Source organism: Streptomyces sp. NPDC058145 (assembly GCF_042884245.1).
GTDB lineage: Bacteria > Actinomycetota > Actinomycetes > Streptomycetales > Streptomycetaceae > Streptomyces.
The window spans coordinates 14,295-33,275 of sequence record NZ_JBHVUH010000016.1 but is presented as its reverse complement, the minus strand read 5'-3'; the positions used below and the strand labels follow the sequence as shown (position 1 = coordinate 33,275).

General features: G+C 70.9%; 18 protein-coding genes and 4 pseudogenes. 8 read left to right on the top strand and 14 right to left on the bottom strand.

Annotation, left to right across the window (positions count from 1 at the left end):
* Positions 1–18 precede the first annotated feature (18 nt).
* From ACFVVO_RS31265 to ACFVVO_RS31255, 3 genes are all read right to left on the bottom strand, one after another.
* A complete protein-coding gene (locus ACFVVO_RS31265) occupies positions 19–1,173 on the bottom strand; it encodes an MAB_1171c family putative transporter (RefSeq protein WP_390059409.1) in 1,155 nt (384 codons plus the stop codon).
* Positions 1,174–1,249: 76 nt separating this feature from the next.
* Positions 1,250–2,425: a hypothetical protein gene (locus tag ACFVVO_RS31260; RefSeq protein ID WP_390059408.1), complete on the bottom strand. Its 1,176-nt coding sequence runs from the start codon at positions 2,423–2,425 to the stop codon at positions 1,250–1,252.
* On the bottom strand, positions 2,422–2,982 hold the full coding sequence (locus ACFVVO_RS31255; protein ID WP_390059407.1) for a toxin: 561 nt from the start codon (positions 2,980–2,982) through the stop codon (positions 2,422–2,424). The genes ACFVVO_RS31260 and ACFVVO_RS31255 overlap by 4 nt, the downstream gene beginning before the upstream one ends.
* Positions 2,983–3,682: 700 nt before the next feature.
* On the opposite strand from ACFVVO_RS31255, the gene ACFVVO_RS31250 reads away from it, so the two are divergent.
* Together ACFVVO_RS31250 and ACFVVO_RS31245 are read left to right on the top strand one after the other, a co-directional pair.
* A complete protein-coding gene (locus ACFVVO_RS31250; RefSeq protein WP_390059406.1) occupies positions 3,683–4,951 on the top strand; it encodes a phosphatase PAP2 family protein in 1,269 nt (422 codons plus the stop codon).
* Between the two features lie 146 nt (positions 4,952–5,097).
* Positions 5,098–5,268 (top strand): hydrophobic protein, encoded by a 171-nt coding sequence (locus tag ACFVVO_RS31245; RefSeq protein WP_199209256.1) that lies wholly within the window; start codon positions 5,098–5,100, stop codon positions 5,266–5,268.
* Between the two features lie 168 nt (positions 5,269–5,436).
* Here the strand turns inward: ACFVVO_RS31245 and ACFVVO_RS31240 are convergent, their stop codons facing one another.
* Positions 5,437–6,069 (bottom strand): glyoxalase, encoded by a 633-nt coding sequence (locus ACFVVO_RS31240; RefSeq protein WP_390059405.1) that lies wholly within the window; start codon positions 6,067–6,069, stop codon positions 5,437–5,439.
* A 68-nt stretch (positions 6,070–6,137) separates the two neighbouring features.
* On the opposite strand from ACFVVO_RS31240, the pseudogene ACFVVO_RS31235 reads away from it, so the two are divergent.
* Positions 6,138–6,458, top strand: a pseudogene (locus ACFVVO_RS31235) (FAD-dependent oxidoreductase); the annotation flags it as partial.
* 14 nt (positions 6,459–6,472) lie between these two features.
* On the opposite strand, the gene ACFVVO_RS31230 reads toward ACFVVO_RS31235, so the two are convergent.
* Positions 6,473–7,969, bottom strand: coding sequence for a cryptochrome/photolyase family protein (locus ACFVVO_RS31230; RefSeq protein WP_390059403.1), 1,497 nt, complete (start codon positions 7,967–7,969; stop codon positions 6,473–6,475).
* A gap of 221 nt (positions 7,970–8,190) precedes the next feature.
* Here ACFVVO_RS31230 and ACFVVO_RS31225 point away from each other — a divergent pair, with 221 nt between their 5' ends.
* The gene (locus tag ACFVVO_RS31225; protein ID WP_390059402.1) at positions 8,191–8,337 is read left to right on the top strand and encodes a hypothetical protein; all 147 of its coding nucleotides are present in this window, start codon (positions 8,191–8,193) and stop codon (positions 8,335–8,337) included.
* A 333-nt stretch (positions 8,338–8,670) separates the two neighbouring features.
* Here ACFVVO_RS31225 and ACFVVO_RS31220 read toward each other — a convergent pair whose 3' ends face one another.
* Positions 8,671–9,087: a hypothetical protein gene (locus ACFVVO_RS31220; RefSeq protein WP_390059401.1), complete on the bottom strand. Its 417-nt coding sequence runs from the start codon at positions 9,085–9,087 to the stop codon at positions 8,671–8,673.
* Between the two features lie 281 nt (positions 9,088–9,368).
* Here ACFVVO_RS31220 and ACFVVO_RS31215 point away from each other — a divergent pair, with 281 nt between their 5' ends.
* Positions 9,369–10,214 carry an RNA polymerase sigma factor SigF gene (locus ACFVVO_RS31215; protein ID WP_390059400.1) on the top strand — a complete coding sequence of 282 codons (846 nt, stop codon included), beginning with the start codon at positions 9,369–9,371 and terminating at the stop codon, positions 10,212–10,214.
* A gap of 84 nt (positions 10,215–10,298) precedes the next feature.
* Here the strand turns inward: ACFVVO_RS31215 and ACFVVO_RS31210 are convergent.
* From ACFVVO_RS31210 to ACFVVO_RS31200, 3 genes and pseudogenes are all read right to left on the bottom strand, one after another.
* Positions 10,299–10,395: pseudogene (locus ACFVVO_RS31210) on the bottom strand.
* A gap of 139 nt (positions 10,396–10,534) precedes the next feature.
* Positions 10,535–10,948 carry a cytidine deaminase gene (locus ACFVVO_RS31205; RefSeq protein ID WP_390059399.1) on the bottom strand — a complete coding sequence of 138 codons (414 nt, stop codon included), beginning with the start codon at positions 10,946–10,948 and terminating at the stop codon, positions 10,535–10,537.
* 112 nt (positions 10,949–11,060) lie between these two features.
* Positions 11,061–11,792, bottom strand: coding sequence for a dienelactone hydrolase family protein (locus ACFVVO_RS31200; RefSeq protein WP_390059398.1), 732 nt, complete (start codon positions 11,790–11,792; stop codon positions 11,061–11,063).
* Between the two features lie 586 nt (positions 11,793–12,378).
* Between ACFVVO_RS31200 and ACFVVO_RS31195 the strand changes: the two genes are divergently transcribed.
* The gene (locus ACFVVO_RS31195) at positions 12,379–12,786 is read left to right on the top strand and encodes a YciI family protein (RefSeq protein WP_390059397.1); all 408 of its coding nucleotides are present in this window, start codon (positions 12,379–12,381) and stop codon (positions 12,784–12,786) included.
* Positions 12,787–12,794: 8 nt separating this feature from the next.
* Positions 12,795–13,940 carry an RNA polymerase sigma factor gene (locus tag ACFVVO_RS31190; RefSeq protein WP_390059396.1) on the top strand — a complete coding sequence of 382 codons (1,146 nt, stop codon included), beginning with the start codon at positions 12,795–12,797 and terminating at the stop codon, positions 13,938–13,940.
* Positions 13,941–14,016: 76 nt separating this feature from the next.
* On the opposite strand, the gene ACFVVO_RS31185 is transcribed toward ACFVVO_RS31190, so the two are convergent.
* Positions 14,017–14,403, bottom strand: coding sequence for a VOC family protein (locus ACFVVO_RS31185; RefSeq protein WP_390059395.1), 387 nt, complete (start codon positions 14,401–14,403; stop codon positions 14,017–14,019).
* A gap of 71 nt (positions 14,404–14,474) precedes the next feature.
* On the opposite strand from ACFVVO_RS31185, the gene ACFVVO_RS31180 reads away from it, so the two are divergent.
* Entirely contained in the window at positions 14,475–15,425 is a 951-nt protein-coding gene (locus tag ACFVVO_RS31180; protein WP_390059394.1) for a helix-turn-helix transcriptional regulator, read from the top strand.
* A gap of 66 nt (positions 15,426–15,491) precedes the next feature.
* Here ACFVVO_RS31180 and ACFVVO_RS31175 read toward each other — a convergent pair.
* The 4 genes and pseudogenes from ACFVVO_RS31175 to ACFVVO_RS31160 form a co-directional block, all read right to left on the bottom strand.
* A pseudogene (locus ACFVVO_RS31175) lies at positions 15,492–16,108 on the bottom strand (B3/4 domain-containing protein); the annotation flags it as partial.
* A pseudogene (locus tag ACFVVO_RS31170) lies at positions 16,108–16,329 on the bottom strand (EamA family transporter); the annotation flags it as partial. The pseudogenes ACFVVO_RS31170 and ACFVVO_RS31175, both read right to left, overlap by 1 nt.
* Positions 16,330–16,389: 60 nt before the next feature.
* Positions 16,390–17,601 (bottom strand): PP2C family protein-serine/threonine phosphatase, encoded by a 1,212-nt coding sequence (locus ACFVVO_RS31165; protein ID WP_390059393.1) that lies wholly within the window; start codon positions 17,599–17,601, stop codon positions 16,390–16,392.
* 104 nt (positions 17,602–17,705) lie between these two features.
* Positions 17,706–18,827 carry an aminotransferase class V-fold PLP-dependent enzyme gene (locus ACFVVO_RS31160; protein WP_390059392.1) on the bottom strand — a complete coding sequence of 374 codons (1,122 nt, stop codon included), beginning with the start codon at positions 18,825–18,827 and terminating at the stop codon, positions 17,706–17,708.
* Between the last annotated feature and the right edge of the window lie 154 nt (positions 18,828–18,981).

Genomic DNA, 18,981 nt, shown 5'->3' with positions numbered 1-18,981 from the left:
AATGGTCGTGAAACGGCGTCACTGGGTGCCTATTCGCTCCGGCGCCGCCTTGTGGAGGCGGTGCACGGTGTTCGCCAGCTCAACCAGATCGATGGTGATGCGGAACTTCTCCGGTGGATCGGCGGGGCCGGCGCCCTTGCCCGACGCGCGGCGTAACCCGTCCATGATCATCGCTTCCTCCGATGCGGCACGTGCCCTGTCCTGCCGCTCGCCGCGCTGGACGGCCGCCGCGTACGCGGTGTGGCCGACCCGCTGGTCGAAGTGCGCCGTGAGCTGCAGCAGGGCGTCGCGGATGTTCGCCTCGAGCAGGTAGAGGCGGTTGCTGGGCAGTTGCCACCACAACTGCCACCAGGTCGGTTCCGCCCTCGGCGCGGTGGCCACGTCCTTCACCGCCGGCCACAGGGGCTTCAGCGCGCGGTAGGTGGCCAGGCTCTGCCGCTCCGCCGCGGCGGCGGACGCGAGGCGCGGCAGGACGAAGCCGGCGGAGTAGATCAGGGCACCGAGAGCGGCGGCGGGGGGCGCCACGGTGGTCGACAGGACGTCCAGGTCGTACCCGAGCCAGCGCGCGGCGACCGCGGTGACCTTGGTGAGGGTGAACCCCAGGGTGTCGACCAGCAGGCCCGCGAGGATCAGCCTCAGACCGACCCGGAGCAGGCCGGTGACCTCGTCACGCGCCCACTTCAGGCACACGGCACTCAGCACGATGGTGCTCGTCAGGTGCCCCACGAGGTAGAGAGCGATCATCTCCCTCATGTACGGGGTGTTCGCGTAGTAGGTGTCCAGGTCGGTGAGCCGCTCCGTGCGCGCGTCCGCGAGGGCGAACAGCACGACGATGGCGACGACGAGCGTCCCGTAGACCGCGACCGTCATCCGGACCATGCGCCGTATCCGCTCCTGCGGCCCGCCTCTCCAGTGGATCAGCAGGATGATCAGGGAGCAGCTGAAGGCGGAGATCGAGCCGTAGGTGAGCGGGGCGCCGACATTGGGGATTCCGGTGGCGTGGTTGACCGCCGCGAGGGTCACCGGCGCCGACCAGACGAAGCAGACGGCGGCGAGGAACGTGGTGGCCCGGGTGGCGACGGTCAGGGGTGAGCGGGGAGTCGTGCGTGGTCGGCGCAGCAGCATGGCGGCCAGGGCCAGAAGGAAAGCCGCCGTATACACGACAAGACTCATAGGGTGGGGGACTCCGTTCAGGTCCTCTTGCTGTGTGGGGGGATGGGTGAGAGCGGGGGGATGGTCGAGGTCGTCGTCACACGCGTGGCCGGGCCGGTCCGGCCCCGCCGGCGACGTGGGCGGTCGCCCGCGTCACACGCGCGGATCTCTTCAGTGCGTCGGCGATCAGGACCAGGGCCTCGGAGTCGCGGGGGTGCGACAGCCGGGTGGGCGCGCCGACGGGTTCGAGTACGGGTTGGGTACTTCGCTGCGCGGCCGCCGCGATGGTGGCGGCCCACGCCGTGGAGACGGCTCTCTCCCGGTCGCCCGTCCTCGTGAGCTCCGCGTCGTGGACCTCGTCGAAGAGCCGTGTGTCGAAGAGCGTTTCGAGCGCGTGGAGGCCGTTGAGGATGGTGCTCCGGCGCCAGGTGCCCCACAGGAAGGGGGAGCACGGCCGCTCCACTCGCAGGGCGCGGTCGCGGAGGACCGGATCCAGCGCGGCGTCCAGCGACGCCAGCCGGAAGAAGTCGCGCCACGCCGACAGGTGGTAGCCGGCCATCGGCAGCAGGACCCCGGCCACCGTCAGCAGCGCCCCCAGACCGGCGCAGACGGGCGGTACGGACGTCGCGAGCACCGACCAGTCCCGGCCCGACCACCGCGCGACGACGGCGATCAGCTTCGAGACGCTGTACCCGGCGGTGATCACCGTGCCGGTGCCGATCGTCAGCAGACTGGCCCGCAGCCAGGGCCGCTTGCGCACCTCCGCTTCGAAGCCCCAGCGCAGCGACCACAGGGCACTGACCGTCACGGCGGTCAGGTGCGCGACCAGGTACAGGACGACCATCTCGGCGATCCAGGGCGTCGTCGCGTAGTACGTGTCGAAGTCGGTGCGCCTCTCCTGCGGTGCCTTCCCCAGCGCGAACAGCGCGGCGATACCGGCGAGAACGGCCGCGTAGCCGCACATCCAGCGCCGCGTCGTCCGCCGCACCGTCGGGCCCCCACGCCAGCATGCGATCAGGATCAGCAGCGACGCACTGTACGCGGTGATCGAGACGTAGGTGAGCGGGGCGGCCAGGTTGGGCACGCCGCTGACCCGGTTGATCACCCCGACCGAAGGAGGCGCCCCGAAGAGGAAGCACAGCGACGCGAACGCCAGCACCCCGTTGATGGCACGCTGGGAGAGTTCGCTGCGATGCCGGATCAGATCCGGCAGCTTGGCCAGCAGTCCGATCCACAGCAGACCGCAGCTGATGTAATTTATCGCCCCGCTCATTTCCGGTTTCCCCGATAGTTGAGAGCGTCGGCGATACGGCGGGCCGTCTCACCGGTGATCACGTCCCGCTGCATCAGCGCCCGCATCTGCTGGCCGACCCGGATCCCGAACAACTCGGCCTCTATCTCGGGATCGTCGTCGAAACGAGAACGCGCGGCAGCCGGCTGGGCGCCGTGCTCATGCCCTGATTCCAGGGGGCCGCAGCCCTCGGCGGCCGGCTGCTCCGCGGCGAAGTCCTCCCGCTGCCGCATGTGCCACAACTCGTGACCGAGTATCTGCGCCTGGTGCCAGACCTCGGCGCCCTGTTCGATGATGACGTCGTCCCTGTCGGCACGCTCCAGCCACATCCCCGTCGCCTTGAACTCGCGGGGGATGGGCACACGGTGCACCTCGAGGCCGCGGTCGCCGCGCCACTGCCTGGCGGACTCGACCAGGGCCTCGAACAGGTCCTCAGGATTCAGGATCGCCCCTTCACCCGGCGTGCCTTCGCCCGCGCCGGTGCTGGCCCTCAACCTCTCCCGGATGGGGTCGATGAGTGTCGCGGCGAGCTGGCGCATCTCCCTGTCGCGCCTGCGCAGCCTGTGCCACCGGCGAAGCCGGGCCGAAGAACTCATCGGCCGTCCACGGTGATCGGCGACGATGCCGGGCCCCGGGCCGCGGCAGGGCCGTACGGGGCGGCGGGAATCAGGGGTGCGACGCGTATGTCGCGCAACTCGCGACGCTCGCAGGCATGCTGGAGGAGCTCCGGGGCTCCGGCCGGTCGGGCGCCGGCATCGTCTGCTGCCACCGAGTCTTCTCCCGGGCGCGTAGCTTTGGATCAGGGAACGTGCCTGACGTGAGGGTATCCATAAGGTCCCCCCGCTGCTCGCCAGTGTCGGCATCTGCTGCGTCATCCACTGGTTCGACTGCTCGTTTCCGCAGGGACAGTTGACACTCCGTGACGTCGGTCGACGAGATCACCACGCGGAGTGACCCGTCCGGCTGCGTCGGAGTCCGGCCCCAGCTCGGCCGTTTATCGCTCAAACCCACCCGCACCGCTCCGATAGCATGATCCGGCCCAAGACGAGCGCCCTCAACGCCCGTTCCGCACCGGCGGAACATGTCATCCGGCACGAATAGCGACGCACTCACCTGAAAACCAACAAATCGGCCAAAAAGTTGATACCTATATCATCGCGGGTGTTTTCGCGAATAAACAGCAGAGTCAAGTCCGTCCCGTGGCGTGAACCGCGGACCGTCCTGTGGGGCACAGCCGGTGTGGTGACCCTCGGATTCCTTGTCGCGCTCGAGATCGCGGCGCGCCACTACGGACTGGCGGGACCGATCACCAATCAGGTGCGTGAGGTGATACTCCCGCCCAAATCAGGCTTCCTGTTGTACGCCAGCATGGCGCTGATGATGGTCGTGCTCACGTGGCGGCAACGGGTCATCGCGATGTGCACCGCGATCGGTATCGACGCCGTCATCCTGCTGGTGCGGTGGGCGGCGGGCGCAGACCTGACCGAAGGGCACCCCTTCGGCAACGGTGCGTTGTGGGTACTCCTCGGCTGTGCGGTCATCGCCGTCACGCGCCGCACCGGCCCGGATCGTGTCCTGCTGCTGAAGGGCGTCGGGCTGGGTCTGCTGCTCGTGGCCGGCCGCAAGACGGGCGACACCTGGCTGGTCATCACGTCGAAGGCCCGCCCGGTGGTGCTCGACCAGTACGTGGCCACCGCCGACCACGCGCTGGGCGACCCGTCCTGGCTGGTGGGCCGGCTCGTCCGGGCCACGGGACCGATCGGCGCCCACGCGCTCGACTACGTCTACGCCCAGCTCGCGGTCGCCGTCGTCGTCGTCACGATGTACCAGCTCCGCAACGTGGCGGCCGAGCGCCGCTTCCCCCGCCACCATCTGGTGCGCACCTTCCTGGTCATCGGCCTCCTCGGCCCCGCCATCTACATGATCTTCCCGGTGGTCGGACCGGTCTTCGCCTACGGCGCCGACGGCGGGCACTGGGCGGTGGCCAATCTCTGGCCGGACACCCCGACGCCGATCACCGGCCCGCACCACATGACGTTCGACGGGATCACCCCCCGCAACTGCATGCCCAGCCTGCACACGGCCTGGGCCACCGCGATTTTCCTGCACTCCCGCAAGGGCCCGCGCGTGCTGCGCTTCGCGGGCACCTTCTGGCTGGTCGCCACGCTGACCGCGACCCTGGGATTCGGCTACCACTACGGCGCGGATCTCGTCGCCGGCGTAGTGTTCACGCTCACCATCGAGGCGGCGCTGCGCTCCCTCGAACGCGGCTGGGACCGCGCGGGGACCCAGCTCGTCGTCCACGGCACAGCGGTCTTCGCCGCGCTTCTCGTTTCCTATCGCTATCTGCCGGTCGAAATGGCCAGGCATCCGTGGGTGTTCGGACCGCTTCTCATTCTGGCGATGGCCTCGGTGATCCACGGTTACGTACGCACCACCAAACTCTGGGACCCGGTACCGGTACCTGTCCCGAAACCGGAACCCGAACCGCAACCCGAACCAGCGTGAGCCCGCCGGGGGCGGCCCGGTCGCGGACCGCCCCCGGAAACCTCGCAACCCGCGCAGATGCCCTTCATTCCGAGGAAAAAACCAGCCATATTCGTGTGCTTGTAAGGGTGAACCGAGGGCATTCGGTGGCCAGGAGGTTGATAACTATGGTTCCCCTGCTTCTGGTTCTTCTGCTGGCCCTGATTCTCTTCGGCGCGGGTTTCGCCCTGAAGGCGCTGTGGTGGATCGCGGTGATCGTTCTGGTCGTGTGGCTGCTGGGCTTCGTGGTCCGGCCCGCGGGCAGCGGCGGCCGCAAGGGACGCTGGTACCGCTGGTAGACGAGCATCCCGACGCATAGAACACGCCACACCTGATCCGTGGACGGGGCCCGGCCGCAACGGCCGGGCCCCACGTGCGTGTGCGAGCGGGTAACCGCCTCCACCGTCAACGCGTGACACCGGCGGTGGAGGCGGTTACCCGCTCGCACGTCGCGGAGCGGAGCCGCCTCACGTGGTGGCCGCCAGCGGGGCCGTGGCCTCCCAGACGAAACCGTCGGGGTCGCTGAACGGGCCGGCGGCGCCGGAGAGCACGAGCCGGTGTGATCCGGTGCCGTCGGCGGGCAGCCCCGCGTCCTTGGCGAGCGCGCGGCGCTTGTACACAGCCGGCTTGACGGATCCCGGGGCGGCGGCGAACTCGACGTACGTGCCGCCGAAGCTCTTGCCCACCGTGAGGCCCCGCTCGACATAGAACCGCCTGCTGGCCTTCACGTCCTCGACGCCCAGCAGGAGCACGAGCTGGTCGAAGTCACGGGCGGCCGGGCCGGTGTCCTTCTTCGCCGACGTGGCGATCTTCCAGACCGTGCCGTCCGGGGCCTGGACGACGCCGCCGTAGCCCCACAGCGACTTCGAGGCGGGCTTGAGGGTGGTGGCGCCTGCGCCGAGGGCCGCGCCGATGAGGGCGTCGACGTTGCCCGGCTGGGACACCACGAGGGACAGCGTGAAGCCGCGGAAGCCGCTCGTCGGCTCCTCGCAGGCGCGCAGGCGTACCTGCGAGGAGTCAAGCCCGAAGGCGGTGGAGTAGAAGCGGGCGGCGGCCGCGGCGTCGGCCACCTCAAGAGTGACGGAGTCGATGGAGGTCATGACGTCGACGGTAGGGAAAACCCGGGCGCCGGGGCTTCTCGAAAACTGACCGATGTGCCTCATCGACGCCCACGTACGCGCCGCCCGGCACCGCGCTGATCTCCACCTCCGTGCTGGGCCCCGACCGCCCGGAGCTGGGCCAAGCCGTCCTCCGGCGCCTGGCCGAGCTCTACGGCACCGACACCGGCGAGTGGCGGCAGGTCGGCGCGTACACCGTGGAGGGAGCCCTGCCCGCGATGCGGCCGCCGTGGCCGCTGAGCCGCACGACGCGCTTCGCGCCGGGCAGATACGTCTGCGGGGACCACCGGGCGACCGGTTCCGTGCAGGGCGCGCTGCCGTCGGGCACCCGGGCCGCCCGGGAGGTGCTGAGCGACCTCACGCGCGCGTGATCGACGCGCCGCGCTCAGGGAGGCGTGTCGCCCCGCGCGCGTTCCTGCCGGCGTACCTCGGCGAGGTCGGCGAGCCGCTCCAACTGCCGCACGGGTTGTGAGATCCGCTGGTTGTGGCTGAGCCGTTCCCGGTGCCGGTCCAGGAAGGCCCAGTAGCCGGCGGTGTAGGGGCAGGCGTGCTCACCGGTCCGCTCGCCGGGCCGGTAGCGGCACGGTCCGCACAGGTCGCTCATGCGGTTCACGTACGAGCCGCCCGACGTGTACGGCTTGGTCGTCATCCGGCCGCCGTCGGCGTACTGGGACATGCCGACGACGTTGGGCACCATGACCCAGTCGTAGCCGTCCACGAAGCAGCGGTGGAACCAGTCCGTGACCGCGGCGGGGTCCCAGCCCCGCTGCAGGGCATGGCTGCCGAGGATCATCAGCCGGGGGATGTGGTGGGTCCACCCCGTGTCGCGTACCTGGGCCAGGACCGTGTGCAGACAGCGTGCCTCGACCGCGTCCGCGTCCAGCTCGTCCCACCACTCCGGCAGCGGAGCGGTGTGGCGCAGGACGTTGGAATGCCGGTAGTCCTCGCCGAAGTACCAGTAGAGCTGCCACACGTACTCGCGCCAGCCGGCGACCTGCCGGACGAACCCCTCCACGCTGTTGAGCGGCGCCCGCCCGGCGCGCCACTCCGCCTCGGCCCGTTCGACACATTCGGCCGGGTCGAGCAGGCCCAGGTTGAGCGAGGAGGACAGCAGGCTGTGGCTCATCACCGGGTCGGCGGCGAGCACGGCGTCCTCGTAGGGCCCGAAGGTGCCGAGCCGGTGGGAGAGAAAGCGTTTCAGGGCGGCTCGCGCCTCGGCACGGGTCGCGGGGAACAAGCGGGGTCCGTCACGTCCGACGAAGGACACGTCACCGTCCTTCTCCCAGCGGTCGAGGTCGTGGCGGACCTCGTCGTCGATCTCGTCCTCCCGGGGCCGGTAGGGGGCCGGAACCGGAAGGGACGATGCGTCGCGGGGAGGCGGCTGACGGTTGTCGTGATCGTAGTTCCACTGGCCGCCGACGGGGGCGTCGCCGTCCATCAGCAGGTCGTGTCCGCGGCGCACCCACCGGTAGAAGTCCTCCTGGCGCAGGCGTTTTCCGCCGTGCCCGTCCGCCCACGCCGCGAAGTCGTCCATCGGTACCAGAAAGCCCCTCGCGGGGCCCACGGTGACCCGGGCAAGTGAGCGCACCAGCCGTGCGGCGGCGTAGGACGTCGGGTGGTGGACGGTGACCGGGCCGTTTCCCGCCGCGTGCTCCAGTCCCTTCCGATAGGTGTCGGCCCGTACGTACGTCATCCGGTCGCCGAGCTCGGCCACCCGGTGGCGCATGGCGGAGAGCACCAAATGTGCCTTGGCCCGGTGGAAGCGCCGGCGCCGGAACACCGACCGGGCCTCGATCATCAGCAGCGGTGTGTCCCGCCCGGGGCCGTCGTCGCCGGGGTTGAGGAAGTGCGGCCCGAGCTGGTCGCCGAAGAGCCAGTGCACGGTGCGTCCCCGTTCAGCCGCGGCCGTGGGCATGCCGTACGTACCAGCCGTCGTCGTGCATGAGCGTCTCCCGTCGAAGGCATCGACCACGGCCGACCGTCCACCAAACACTTTCCGGGGCAGTCGACCGGCGGATGCACGGCATGGCGACACGCCCCTCGATCGGGGGACACCAGCCGGCCGAAGAGAGAGTCTCTCCACCCAGGGGTGCAGTGCGGCCGGTGGAGATCGCGTCCCGTGCCTCCAGCCTGCTCGCCCTGGCCGCCGCGGTCACCGCCGTATACGCCCGCCGGTTCCGTACCCGCCACGGCCTTTCGCTGTTCGGCGACCCCGAGCGGGTGACGCGAGAGGTCAGCCGGTCGCGGTGAGGGCGAGTGCGGTGAGGATGAGGGCGTATGCGGCCACGGTGAACGCGGTCCGGGCCAGACGCACCCCGCTCACCACACGCCGCTGCGGGGGCGGCGTGAAGCTGCAACAGGGCTTCTCGGGGCGCCAGTTGGGGGCCTCGAGCCAGTAGGAGCCCAGGAGTCGGGATGTGCCGGCGGTGAAAGGGTGTTCGTCATACACGTGCGGGCAAACGGCCGTGAGGTAAGGCGAGTTGCGGCGGTGGACGCGGTCGGCATCAGACCGTGATCTCGCATAGCTCAGGGGCATCTGCCAACGCGCCACATCACCACATCGAACTTGCTCTTTTTCGTGCCCTATTGGGCGAATCCGGCCTCCCGGTCGGCGGCGGCTATCTGGTCGTGGAAGCGCGTGTGGACCCAATGACGCCGACCGAGGATGTTCACCTGCCCCCAGCGGCCGGTGACCGGGCCGAGCCGGGTGTCGCGCGGCATGGTGCCGGCCAGTCGCTGCGGGCTCGCGCCGCCGGACAGCTTGCTGCCGTCCAGTACGTAGATGGCGTCCTTGGTGATGGCCACGCACCGGTAGGTGTTGGTCAGCATGGTCAGGCCGGTGAGGTAGGTGATGACGAAGAAGAAGAAGTTGGGCGCGCTCTGGCAGATGAACGCCTGCCGGATCTCACTGCCGGCGGGCAGGAACGGCGCCGAGCGCCGCACGAGATCCTGCCGCGGCTCGGGGCCGTGTTGGCCGGTCTCGTCAAGTCTGTCGGTCATGGGCGGTCCCTTCCCAGTGGCTCGGATCAGCATTCCACGCGCTGCTGACCTGCCGCGAGTCTGGGAAGGTCCGCACCTGTCCGCCCCCCTCCGCACCCGACCGGCACAGTCGAGGCCCGCTCGTCTCGCGCTCCGACGCACGCTGCCGTCCCACGGATTGGTGCGAGCGGTAGGCGTAGGTGCAGGATGAGGGGGTACGCGCTGCCTCATCGGCCGTTGGCCACTGAGCAGCAGCGGTGGCAAAGACAGCAGCGGTGGTCTGGAAACTTGGGAGGGGAAGCATGACGTCCACGAGCACGGTGGCAAGAGGAACGCGGACGGCGGAACTGCCGGAGGTCGCCGACCCCTCCCGGGTGGCCCCCAAGGACGCCCGCGAGCTGTCGAGGTTGTTCTTCCATCAGTTGGCGGTGCTGGAAGAGGGCACGCCCGAGTACCAGTACGCCCGTAACACGTTGATCGAGATGAACATGTCCTTGGTCCGCTTCGCGGCCGGCCGGTTCCGCAGCCGGGGCGCGGACGAGATGGAGGACATCGTCCAGGTCGGCATGATCGGCCTGATCAAGGCGATCGACCGCTTCGAGCTCTCCCGGGAGGCGGAGTTCACCTCCTTCGCCATCCCCTACATCGTGGGCGAGATCAAACGATTCTTCCGCGACACCACCTGGGCCGTGCACGTGCCCCGGCGCCTGCAGGAGGCCCGGGTGCAGCTGGCCCGCGCGACAGAGGAACTGCAGAGCCGCCTGGGCCGGATGCCGTCGGCCAAGGAGCTGTCCGAGCTGATGAGCCTGTCCGAGGATGAGGTGCGCGAGGCCCGGCTCGCCGCGAACGGCTACAACTCCTCCTCCCTCGACGCCACGATCAACGGCAGCGCGGACGGTGAGGCCGCGCTGGAGGACTTCATCGGTACCGAGGACGCGGCACTGGGGCTGGTGGAGGACTTCCATGCTCTGGCCCCGCTGATCGCCGGGCTCGGCGAGCGGGACCGGCAGATCATCCACATGCGGTTCGTGGAGGAACTCACGCAGGCCCAGATCGGCGAACGCCTGGGAGTCTCGCAGATGCACGTCTCGCGCCTGCTCTCACGCACCCTCACCCGGCTCCGCGAGGGCATGCTCACCAACCACTGACATCTCGCCCCGCGCGGATCGGATGCCCGTCACTGCCGTGACGGGCATCCGCCGTGTCCGTTCCTGCCGGACGTCTGCGTGTTGCGGAGAGGGCAGGATTCGAACCTGCGTGGGCCTCCGAAGAGGCCCGACCGTGAGGCGAGCTCGCTGGTCCCCGATCAACCACTCCGGGCACCTCTCCCTTGACCGGCTCCGGTGTCGTTCCCGTGCCGTTCGCAAGTACAAGACTGCCGGAGACCGCTGACGGGAAGCTGATGCGGCCCTGACATCCACCGTCAACGGTGCGCGGGCCGTGCCGTTTCACACGGCGCCGCACCGGTTCACTCGGCGTCGAGCTGGTGGTCGGCCCAGACATAGCTCGCCGGCAGCAGACCGGAGACGGGAACCGACCGGATGCCGTCACCGCTGCCGACAATGACCCGGAGCGTGGGGAAGTAGTCGAGCAGAACCTGACGGCAGCGGCCGCACGGAGGGACAACCCCTCGGTCCCGGTCGCCCACGGCCACGATCGTCTCCAGCTCATATGCGCCTTGGGCGGCCGCCGCGCCGATGACGACCAGCTCGGCGCAGGGTCCCCCGGTGAAGTGGTAGGCGTTCACCGCGGTGACGATCCGGCCGTCGCGGGCACGGGCCGCGGCTGCCATGGTGTGGTTGTCGCCCCGGCAGCGCGTGCCGGCGACATGCGCTGCGGCCTGGACGAGTTCGTGGTCCACGGGGTGGTCCTGCGTGGTCATCTGCTCCGCCTTCTTCGAGTGTCAAGCGACACTGACGCCCACGACGCAACCGCGCAAGCCGATATCGACGGCATGCTCGATCCGCCACGCACGCCTCGTCGACCCGGTGGCGTCAGTTCAGGTGCCGGGCGAAGAACCGCAGGGAACTGTCCAGTTCGAACGCCGGGAGATCTCCGTGCTTGCCGGGGTTGGCGTGCAGCGTCTTCTCCGCCGACGCCAGGGCGTCGAACAACGCCAGACTCGCCGCCCGGGGTACCCGCTCGTCGTCCCACTGCAGCAGGAACTCCACCGGAACGGTGATCCGCGAGGCGACCTCCGCCGATGCCGACACTCCGCCCAGGCCCAGCACCGCCGCACGGACCCGGGGCTCGGCGGCAACGAAGGGAACCCCGAGCCCGCAGCCCAGCGACACACCCCAATATCCCACCGGCCCACAACCGACGTACGCGAGAGCCTGGACCGCGTCCACTACCGCCCGCCATTCCGGCACGGTCTGACGGGCCACGAGCGTATGGAAGACGCCGATCAGCGGGCCCAGTTCCTCGCCGGCTTCGACACGCGCCTGATTCTCGGTCGCGAGCCGGTCGTACTCCGCGTGCTTGGGCCGGTCGCCATGGCCGGGCGCGTCCACTGCCACCACGGCGTAACCACACTCGGTCACGAAGCGGCGTGCGAGGGCCATGGGGCCCGGGGCCTTCTTGTGCCGGCCGCCGCCGTGTCCGATCAGGACGAGGGGACGAGTTCCTGTGGCACCCTCCGGAGTCCACAGCACGCCGGGGATTTCACCGAGGTGGAAAATTCGTTCGGTAACGCCGTCGGACGACGTCTCGGAAGTGAAGCGCATGGCCTTGGCCTTTCGGAATGCCTTACGCGGGCACTCCCCGGACCGTGCGAGAGAGGGAGTCCCGACCTGTGGAAGCGTTGATCGGTCTCACCTCCTCGGTTCGCAGTGGCGCACGACGGCGCCGAACGTATCACGACGTCGTTACCACGTAGCGCAAGGACATGGCCGACGCGAAGTGTCGAAGTCGGCACAGCCTGGGCCGAGAAAGCCGCCTCGCTCTCACATCGAAGCGGCGTTCGAGATATGCATCGGTCGTCCGACAAGAGAGCCGAGGATGTCCCGAGCGGCGACCAGATCGGCGATCGCGGCGTTGACATGACCGGCATCCGGTGTGTCCGGGACACGAGCGGGACACGCCGGCTGCTCCGGGTACGACCCGGGGCCCGCGGCTCCGCGTTCCCCAGTCGCGGGCCGCCGCCCTCGGCGCTCGACCGACCGCGGGTGAACCAGGGCTCAGCGCGGCCGGTAGCAGGCGACGGACGGCGTGAGAAAAACTTCGCGCGACGATGTCGAGAACCCGTGACCGGCTCCGTCCCCGTGGTGAAGGCGACCACAATGGGTCGCACCAGTACGGAGGAGTCACACGATGGCGAAGTACTTGCTGCTCAAGCACTACCGAGGCGCTCCGGCAGCAGTCAATGACGTGCCGATGGATCAGTGGACGCCGCAGGAGATCTCCGCGCACATGCAGTACATGCGCGACTTCGCGGCCCGGCTCGAAGGGACCGGGGAGTTCGTCGACGGCCAGGCGCTCGCTCCCGAGGGGATGTGGGTCCGGTACGACGGCGAGGGGCGGCCGCCGGTCACCGACGGGCCGTTCGCCGAGACCAAGGACCTCATCGCCGGCTGGATGGTGATCGACGTCGACAGCCACGAACGCGCCGTCGAGCTGGCCGGGGAACTGTCGGCCGCCCCGGGCGCGGGTGGGAAGCCGATCCACGAGTGGCTCGAGGTGCGCCCCTTCCTCGCCGCGCCGCCCACCATCACGGAGTGACCTGACCGATGGACGAGGCGCTGCTGAGAAGCCTCACCCCGAGCGTCATCGCCGTCCTCGTCCGCCGCGGAGCCGACTTCGCGGCGGCCGAGGACGCCGTCCAGGACGCATTGGTCGAGGCGGTGCGGGCGTGGCCGGCCGACCCGCCGAGGGATGCGAAGGGCTGGCTGGTCACCGTGGCCTGGCGCCGGTTCCTCGACGCGACGCGGGCGGACGCCGCCCGCCGTCGGCGTGAGGACCGGATCGACGAGGAGCCGCCGCCCGGGCCGGCGCCCGCGGCGGACGACACGCTCCAGCTCTACTTCCTGTGCGCCCACCCCTCGCTGTCACCGGCGTCGGCGGTCGCGCTCACGCTGCGCGCCGTCGGCGGCCTGACCACCCGCCAGATCGCCGAGGCCTACCTGGTGCCCGAGGCGACCATGGCGCAGCGCATCAGCCGGGCCAAACGCACCGTGCGCGGCATACGGTTCGACCGGCCCGGCGACGTCACCACCGTGCTGCGAGTCCTCTACCTGGTCTTCAACGAGGGCTACTCGGGCGACATCGACCTCGCCGCCGAGGCCATCCGCCTCACCCGGCAGCTCGCGGCCCGGATCGACCACCCCGAGGTGGCGGGGCTGCTCGCGCTCATGCTGCTCCACCACGCCCGGCGCGCCGCCCGGACCGCGCCCGACGGCAGCCTGGTCACGCTCGCCGAGCAGGACCGCGGCCGGTGGGACACCGCCTCGATCGCCGAGGGCGTCGGTGTCCTGCAGGCCGCCCTCGCCCGTGACGGGTTGGGCGAGTTCCAGGCCCAGGCCGCCATCGCGGCGCTGCACGCCGACGCGCCCACCGCCCAGGAGACCGACTGGGTGCAGATCGTCGAGTGGTACGACGAACTGGCGCGCCTGACCGACAGCGCCGTCGTCCGGCTCAACCGTGCCGTCGCCGTCGGTGAGGCCGACGGACCGCGCGCGGGGCTTGCGGCGCTCGCGGCGCTGGACGACTCACTGCCCCGGCACACCGCGGTGGCGGCGTACCTGCACGAGCGCGACGGCGACCTGGCGACGGCGGCACGGCTGTACGCCGAGGCTGCCCGGAAGGCCCCCGACCTCGCCGAGCGCGACCACCTCACACGCCAGGCCGCCCGGCTCAACACCGGACGCACTCACTGACAGGCGGTACCCGGACCCACCGGCACGCGACACGGCGAGGGCGCCGGCCGCGATGTCGGTGAGTCACAAGGGCGTGTCAGACCAGGGTCGTGATGCAGAACGGGTGACCGGCCGGGTCCAGCAGCACGCGCCAGCGTTCGGGCTGCGGCTGGAAGCCGGGCTTGGTGGCGCCCAGGTCGAGCAGTCGTTTCTCGGCGATGTCCAGGTCGTCCACGCCCAGCTCGATGTGGGCCTGCTTCTCCTGGGCGGGGTCCGGCCAGGTGGGCGGGCGGTAGTGGGCCAGACGGTTGAAGCCGAGGCCGGTCGCGCCCTCCCTGCCGAGCAGGATGAAGTCGTCGCTGGAGTAGTGGACCGACATGCCGAGCAACTCGCCGTAGAAGCGGGCCATTTCGGCGGGGTCGGCGCAGTCGAAGGTGACGGCGGCGTACCGGAACGCGGGTGCGGAAGTGGTGTCCGTGTGCATGAGGGGAACGCTAGGCCGTGACCCGGACAGTTTCGGTCCTGGTTGTGGCGTGGTGTGGAAAACTTCCCCGGGTGATCAGCTCCTCCGCCCGCCTGCTGCGGCTGCTGTCCCTGCTGTCCTCGCGGCCGTCATGGACCTGCGGGGAACTGGCCGAGCGCATGGAGGTCACGGACCGCACGGTCCGCCGGGACGTCGCCCGGCTGCGCGAGCTCGGCTACACCGTCGACTCCGAGGCCGGCCCCTGGGGCGGCTACCGCCTCCGCGCCGGTTCCCAGGTGCCGCCGCTGATCCTCGACGACGAGGAGGCACTGGCCGTGGCGGCCGGCCTGCGGGTGGCGGCCCAGAGCGACGCCCTGGGCGGTGACCAGGCCGCGCTCTCCGCTCTGCTGAAGCTGCGTCAGGTGCTGCCCCGGCGGATCGCGGAGCGGCTCGGTGACCTGGACGACGCGTTCGTCAGCCTTCCCACGGCCGACGGACCACGGATCGGAACGGGCCTGTTGCTGGAGTTGGCGGTCGCCTGTCGGCGGGGTGAGCGTGCCCGGCTGTCCTACGTCGACGCGGAGGGGCGGGCGACGTTCCGCGAAGTCGACCCGTACCGTCTCGTGTGCGCCGGACGCCGCTGGTACTTCGTCGCCCGGGACGTGGCGCGCGGCGAGTGGCGGACGTTCCGGGCCGACCGGGTCGGCCGGGTGCAGCCCACCGGCCATCCGGCGGACCTCACCGACCCGCCCGACCCGGCGCGTCTGGTCTCCCGCAACATCGCGAACGGCCCCTACCCGCTCTCGGCGACCATTCGGCTCCCCATCCCGATGGACGCGGCGCTACGGCTCGTCCCGGCGACGATCGGCACCCACCGCCCCGACGGCCCCGACGCGACCCTGGTCGACATAGGCGGCCCCGACGCGGACGGCCTCGCCCGCTACCTCCTCGGCCTCGGCACACCGCTCCGGGTCCTCGCACCGGACGCCGTACGCCAGGCCCTGCTGGAGCGCACCCGCCGACTCCTCGAGGCGCAGGAATGACGCGCCGTCGCTGTTGCCGGGCGAAGGCGGCGGCGGGGCCTGACCCCGGTTGATGCCCGCAGGGCCTCAGACGTCGACGCGCGGTTGAGCGTGGCTGAGGTAGTGGACCGCGGTTCGGTCGGCGCGCGGGATGAGGAGGCCCTGCAGTTCGTCGGCCGCGACCTTGACGAGGTGGCCGTAGCGGGTGGCGTGCGGGGTTTCCAGGACGAAGGCGACCCGGGTGGAGTCCTCGTTGACCCGGGTCCGGTGGGCGTCGCGGTGGTTCCCGTGGCGGGTCAGGACGCCGGTGGCGTCGGCGTAGATGATCTCGCCGGGCTTGGGATTCTCGATGGTGCCCGGTTCGCCGAGGGGGGTGAACTCCTCGCCGTCGTCCGCGTGACGGATGTCGACCTCGCCGGTGACGTGGTCGAGGTCGAAGGCGCCGACGGGCAGGCCGTGGCGTAGGGAGACGGCGTTGTAGGAGTCGACGGCCGGGTTGATACGCGGCAGGCTGCCCTTCTTGGCGAGCCGGCGGCCGAGGGCGTCGACGCTGGGGCGGATGCGGCGGGGGTTGGTGCCGAAGAGCGGTAGGCGGTGTGCCATGCGTCGATGCGGGGGTCCTGCTCGTCGGCGGGCTGCCAGGTGCCGTCGGCGAGTTGCCGCTCCAGGGCCTCCAGGGCCTCCAGGGCGGCGGCGGTGTCGGGCCGATGAGCCGGCCGCGGTGGATGCGCTCCGCGAGCACGCCACGGGCGAGCAGGACCGTGCCGGCCGGATACAGCGCGGTCGTCACGGCGACGACGGTGAGGTCTCCGCTGCGGACGGCGAGCAGGAAGAGCGGGTTCGCCGGCGAGTCCAGCACACCGACGGCCGCTGACATCGCGTACGCGGGCCTCTCCGCACCGAGTCCGCGGCGCAGCACCCCGGCTTCCGCCCGGCCCCGGCTCCCCGGCCTGGCCCGTGCCGCCGCGCGGCCCGGGCCGCGCGGTCACCGGGTACCGGCGTTGGAGCCACCGCTGGTGGTGCGCAGTCCCGAGAGACTGCCGTGCCAGTCCAGCACCAGGGTGGTGGCATCGTCCGCCAGCGTCCCCCCGCACGCGTCGATGACCGCTGTGGTCAGCGCCCGGACCACCTCGCGGGGGTGTTCGTCGCCGGTGTCCCTGATGAGGGCGGGCAGGTCGATCGCGGCGGCTTCGCGTTCCTGCATGCCGTCGGTGATCAGCACCAGGCGATCACCCGGCTCGAGACGGAACCGCTGCACCTCGTAGGCGACCGGAGCGGGCACCCCGAACGGCAGGTTGACCTTGAGGCGCAATTCCTCGACCTGGCCACCGCGCAGCCGCAGCGGCCAGGGGTGGCCGGCGTTCACCAGCTCACAGGCACCCGATTCCAGCTCGACACGCAGCAACTGGCCGGTGGTCATGCCGCGGGTATTGGCGGTGATCGCATGGTGCGCGGCATACGCCTGGTCGAGGAGGGCGAGGCCGGCGCGGCGAGCCCCGCGCAGGGCGTTGACGGTCAGCGTGGCCAGCAGCGCAGAGGCCGTGTCGTGGCCCATCGCGTCCGTGATCGACACATGGAGAACGTCCTGGTCCAGGGCGAAATCGTAGGTGTCGCCACCGATGTCGTCGGCCGGTGCCAGACCGCCCGCCAGGGTGAATTGCGCCGCCTCGCAGCAGGGCGCCGACGGCAGCAGCTGGTGCTGGATCTCCGCCGCCAGACTCATGGCGGTGGTGCGCTGCCCTGATTGGTAGAGGTCGGTGAAACGCCGGTCGGTGACCACGATGTACGCGAGCGCGTGCGCCGCCCGCGTCACCGCGTCGCGGACCGTGTCGTCCGCGTGCGGCACCACCATCTCCAGCACGCCGATGCAGTCGCCGCGGTTCGTCACCGGCGCCACCAACCGGCAGCCGGCCCCGCTGTCGACCTCCTGGTGCAGGCGCTGGGAGCGCAGCACCCGTTCGTAGACGCTGCCCGCCAGCTCGATTCGCTCCGCCGCGTCGCGCGCCTGCCCCGCCGTACCGGCTCTGGGCAGCCGGACGGCTTCCCGACCGAGCGTGTCGACAAGCAGGAACGACACCTGCGCCGCCGAGAACCGCTTCTCCAGGTTCCGGGCCACGACGTCCACCGACTCCACCGGGGCGGCGTCCTCCGCCGCTCTCAACACCTCGTCCAGGCCCAAACCGTCATCGCCCACCACACGTACCTCCCCGTTCTCTCACTTCGGGTGCCCCGCGACCCGGCCTGGGATGCCTGGCCCCGGGGCACGCCGACCTGCGTCCCCGGCACCCGGGCCGGCCGGTGTCACGATCGCTGGTCCGGCAGTGCGGAAAGCGCGGCGGCGAGCCGCTCGGACACCTCCGGCGGGGTGGAGGCGTGCGGGGAGAGCCGGAGCGAGTCCTCGCGCACGGTCAGCGCCATGCCCTCGGCGTGCAGCGCCTTCGCGACGTGCGACGGATCGTGGCCCGGCATGGTGAAGGAGAGGATGCCCGCGCGCCTGGCGGGGTCGGTGGGGGACAGCACCCGGCCGCGGTGCCGGTGGATCACCTCGGTGAGTTCGGCGATCCGCGCGGTGACGGCCGCCTCGATGGCCGTCACGGTGTGCCGCTCGACGAGGTCCAGTGCGGCGGCGAACGCGGCGGCCGTCACGGGACTGAGGTTCGTGATGGACCACCGCTGCGCGCTGGGGGAGGGCGGGTGCTCCGCGCCGTCGAACACGCCTGCGTCCCGCACGCCCGTCCAGCCGGTCAGGACCGGCTCCAGCATGTGCAGGGCCCGGTCGGACAGGGTCGCGAAGCCCGTGGCCCAGCCGGCGCGCAGCCACTTCTGGCCGCCCGCGACCACCACGTCGGCCGCCTCCCAGGCCATCTCGGTGACGCCGAAAGCCTGGATCGCGTCCACGATGAGCAGCCGGCCGGGCCCGATCGCCTCGCGCAGCGACGCCAGATCGGTGCGGAAACCGGTGCGGAAGTCGACGGCGCTGACGGACACCGCGACCACGTCGTCGGTGAGGGCGGCGCGGACCAGGTCGGCGGTGACCCCTTCGCCGGGCCCCGGATCCAGCCAGCGAGCCGTGGCCCGGCCCAGCTCGGCGGTGCGCCGCCACGGATAGTGGTTCGCCGGGAAGTCGGTGCGCGGCACGAGGACCACGCCCTCCCGGACGCCGAGAGCGGCGTGGAACAGACCGGTGGACGCGTTGGGCAGCAGCACGGTGTGCTCGGCGTCGCTCCCCGCCAGACGGGCGGCGGCCGCGCGTGCCGTCTCCTCCGCGCGCATCAGATCGTCCACCGTGGTGTGGCCCGCGTGCGCGGCCTCGTGCATGGCGCGCGCGGTGGCGGCCACGGCATCGCGCGAGGGCGGGCCGAACCGTGCGAAGTCGAGGTACCCGGCAGGGGTGTCGAAGTGGGCGGCGTAGGAGGTGAGCACGAGATCCTTTCACGGCGGGGCCGGTGGGAACGGCGTGGCGGGCGACGGGTGCCCAGGGCGGGACGGTGTCACGAACCTGCTGGTGACGTGGCGTCCTTCCAACGCCCGCGTGCCCGTCCCCGCCCGCTCGCACGGTACGCGTCGGGTGCCGCGC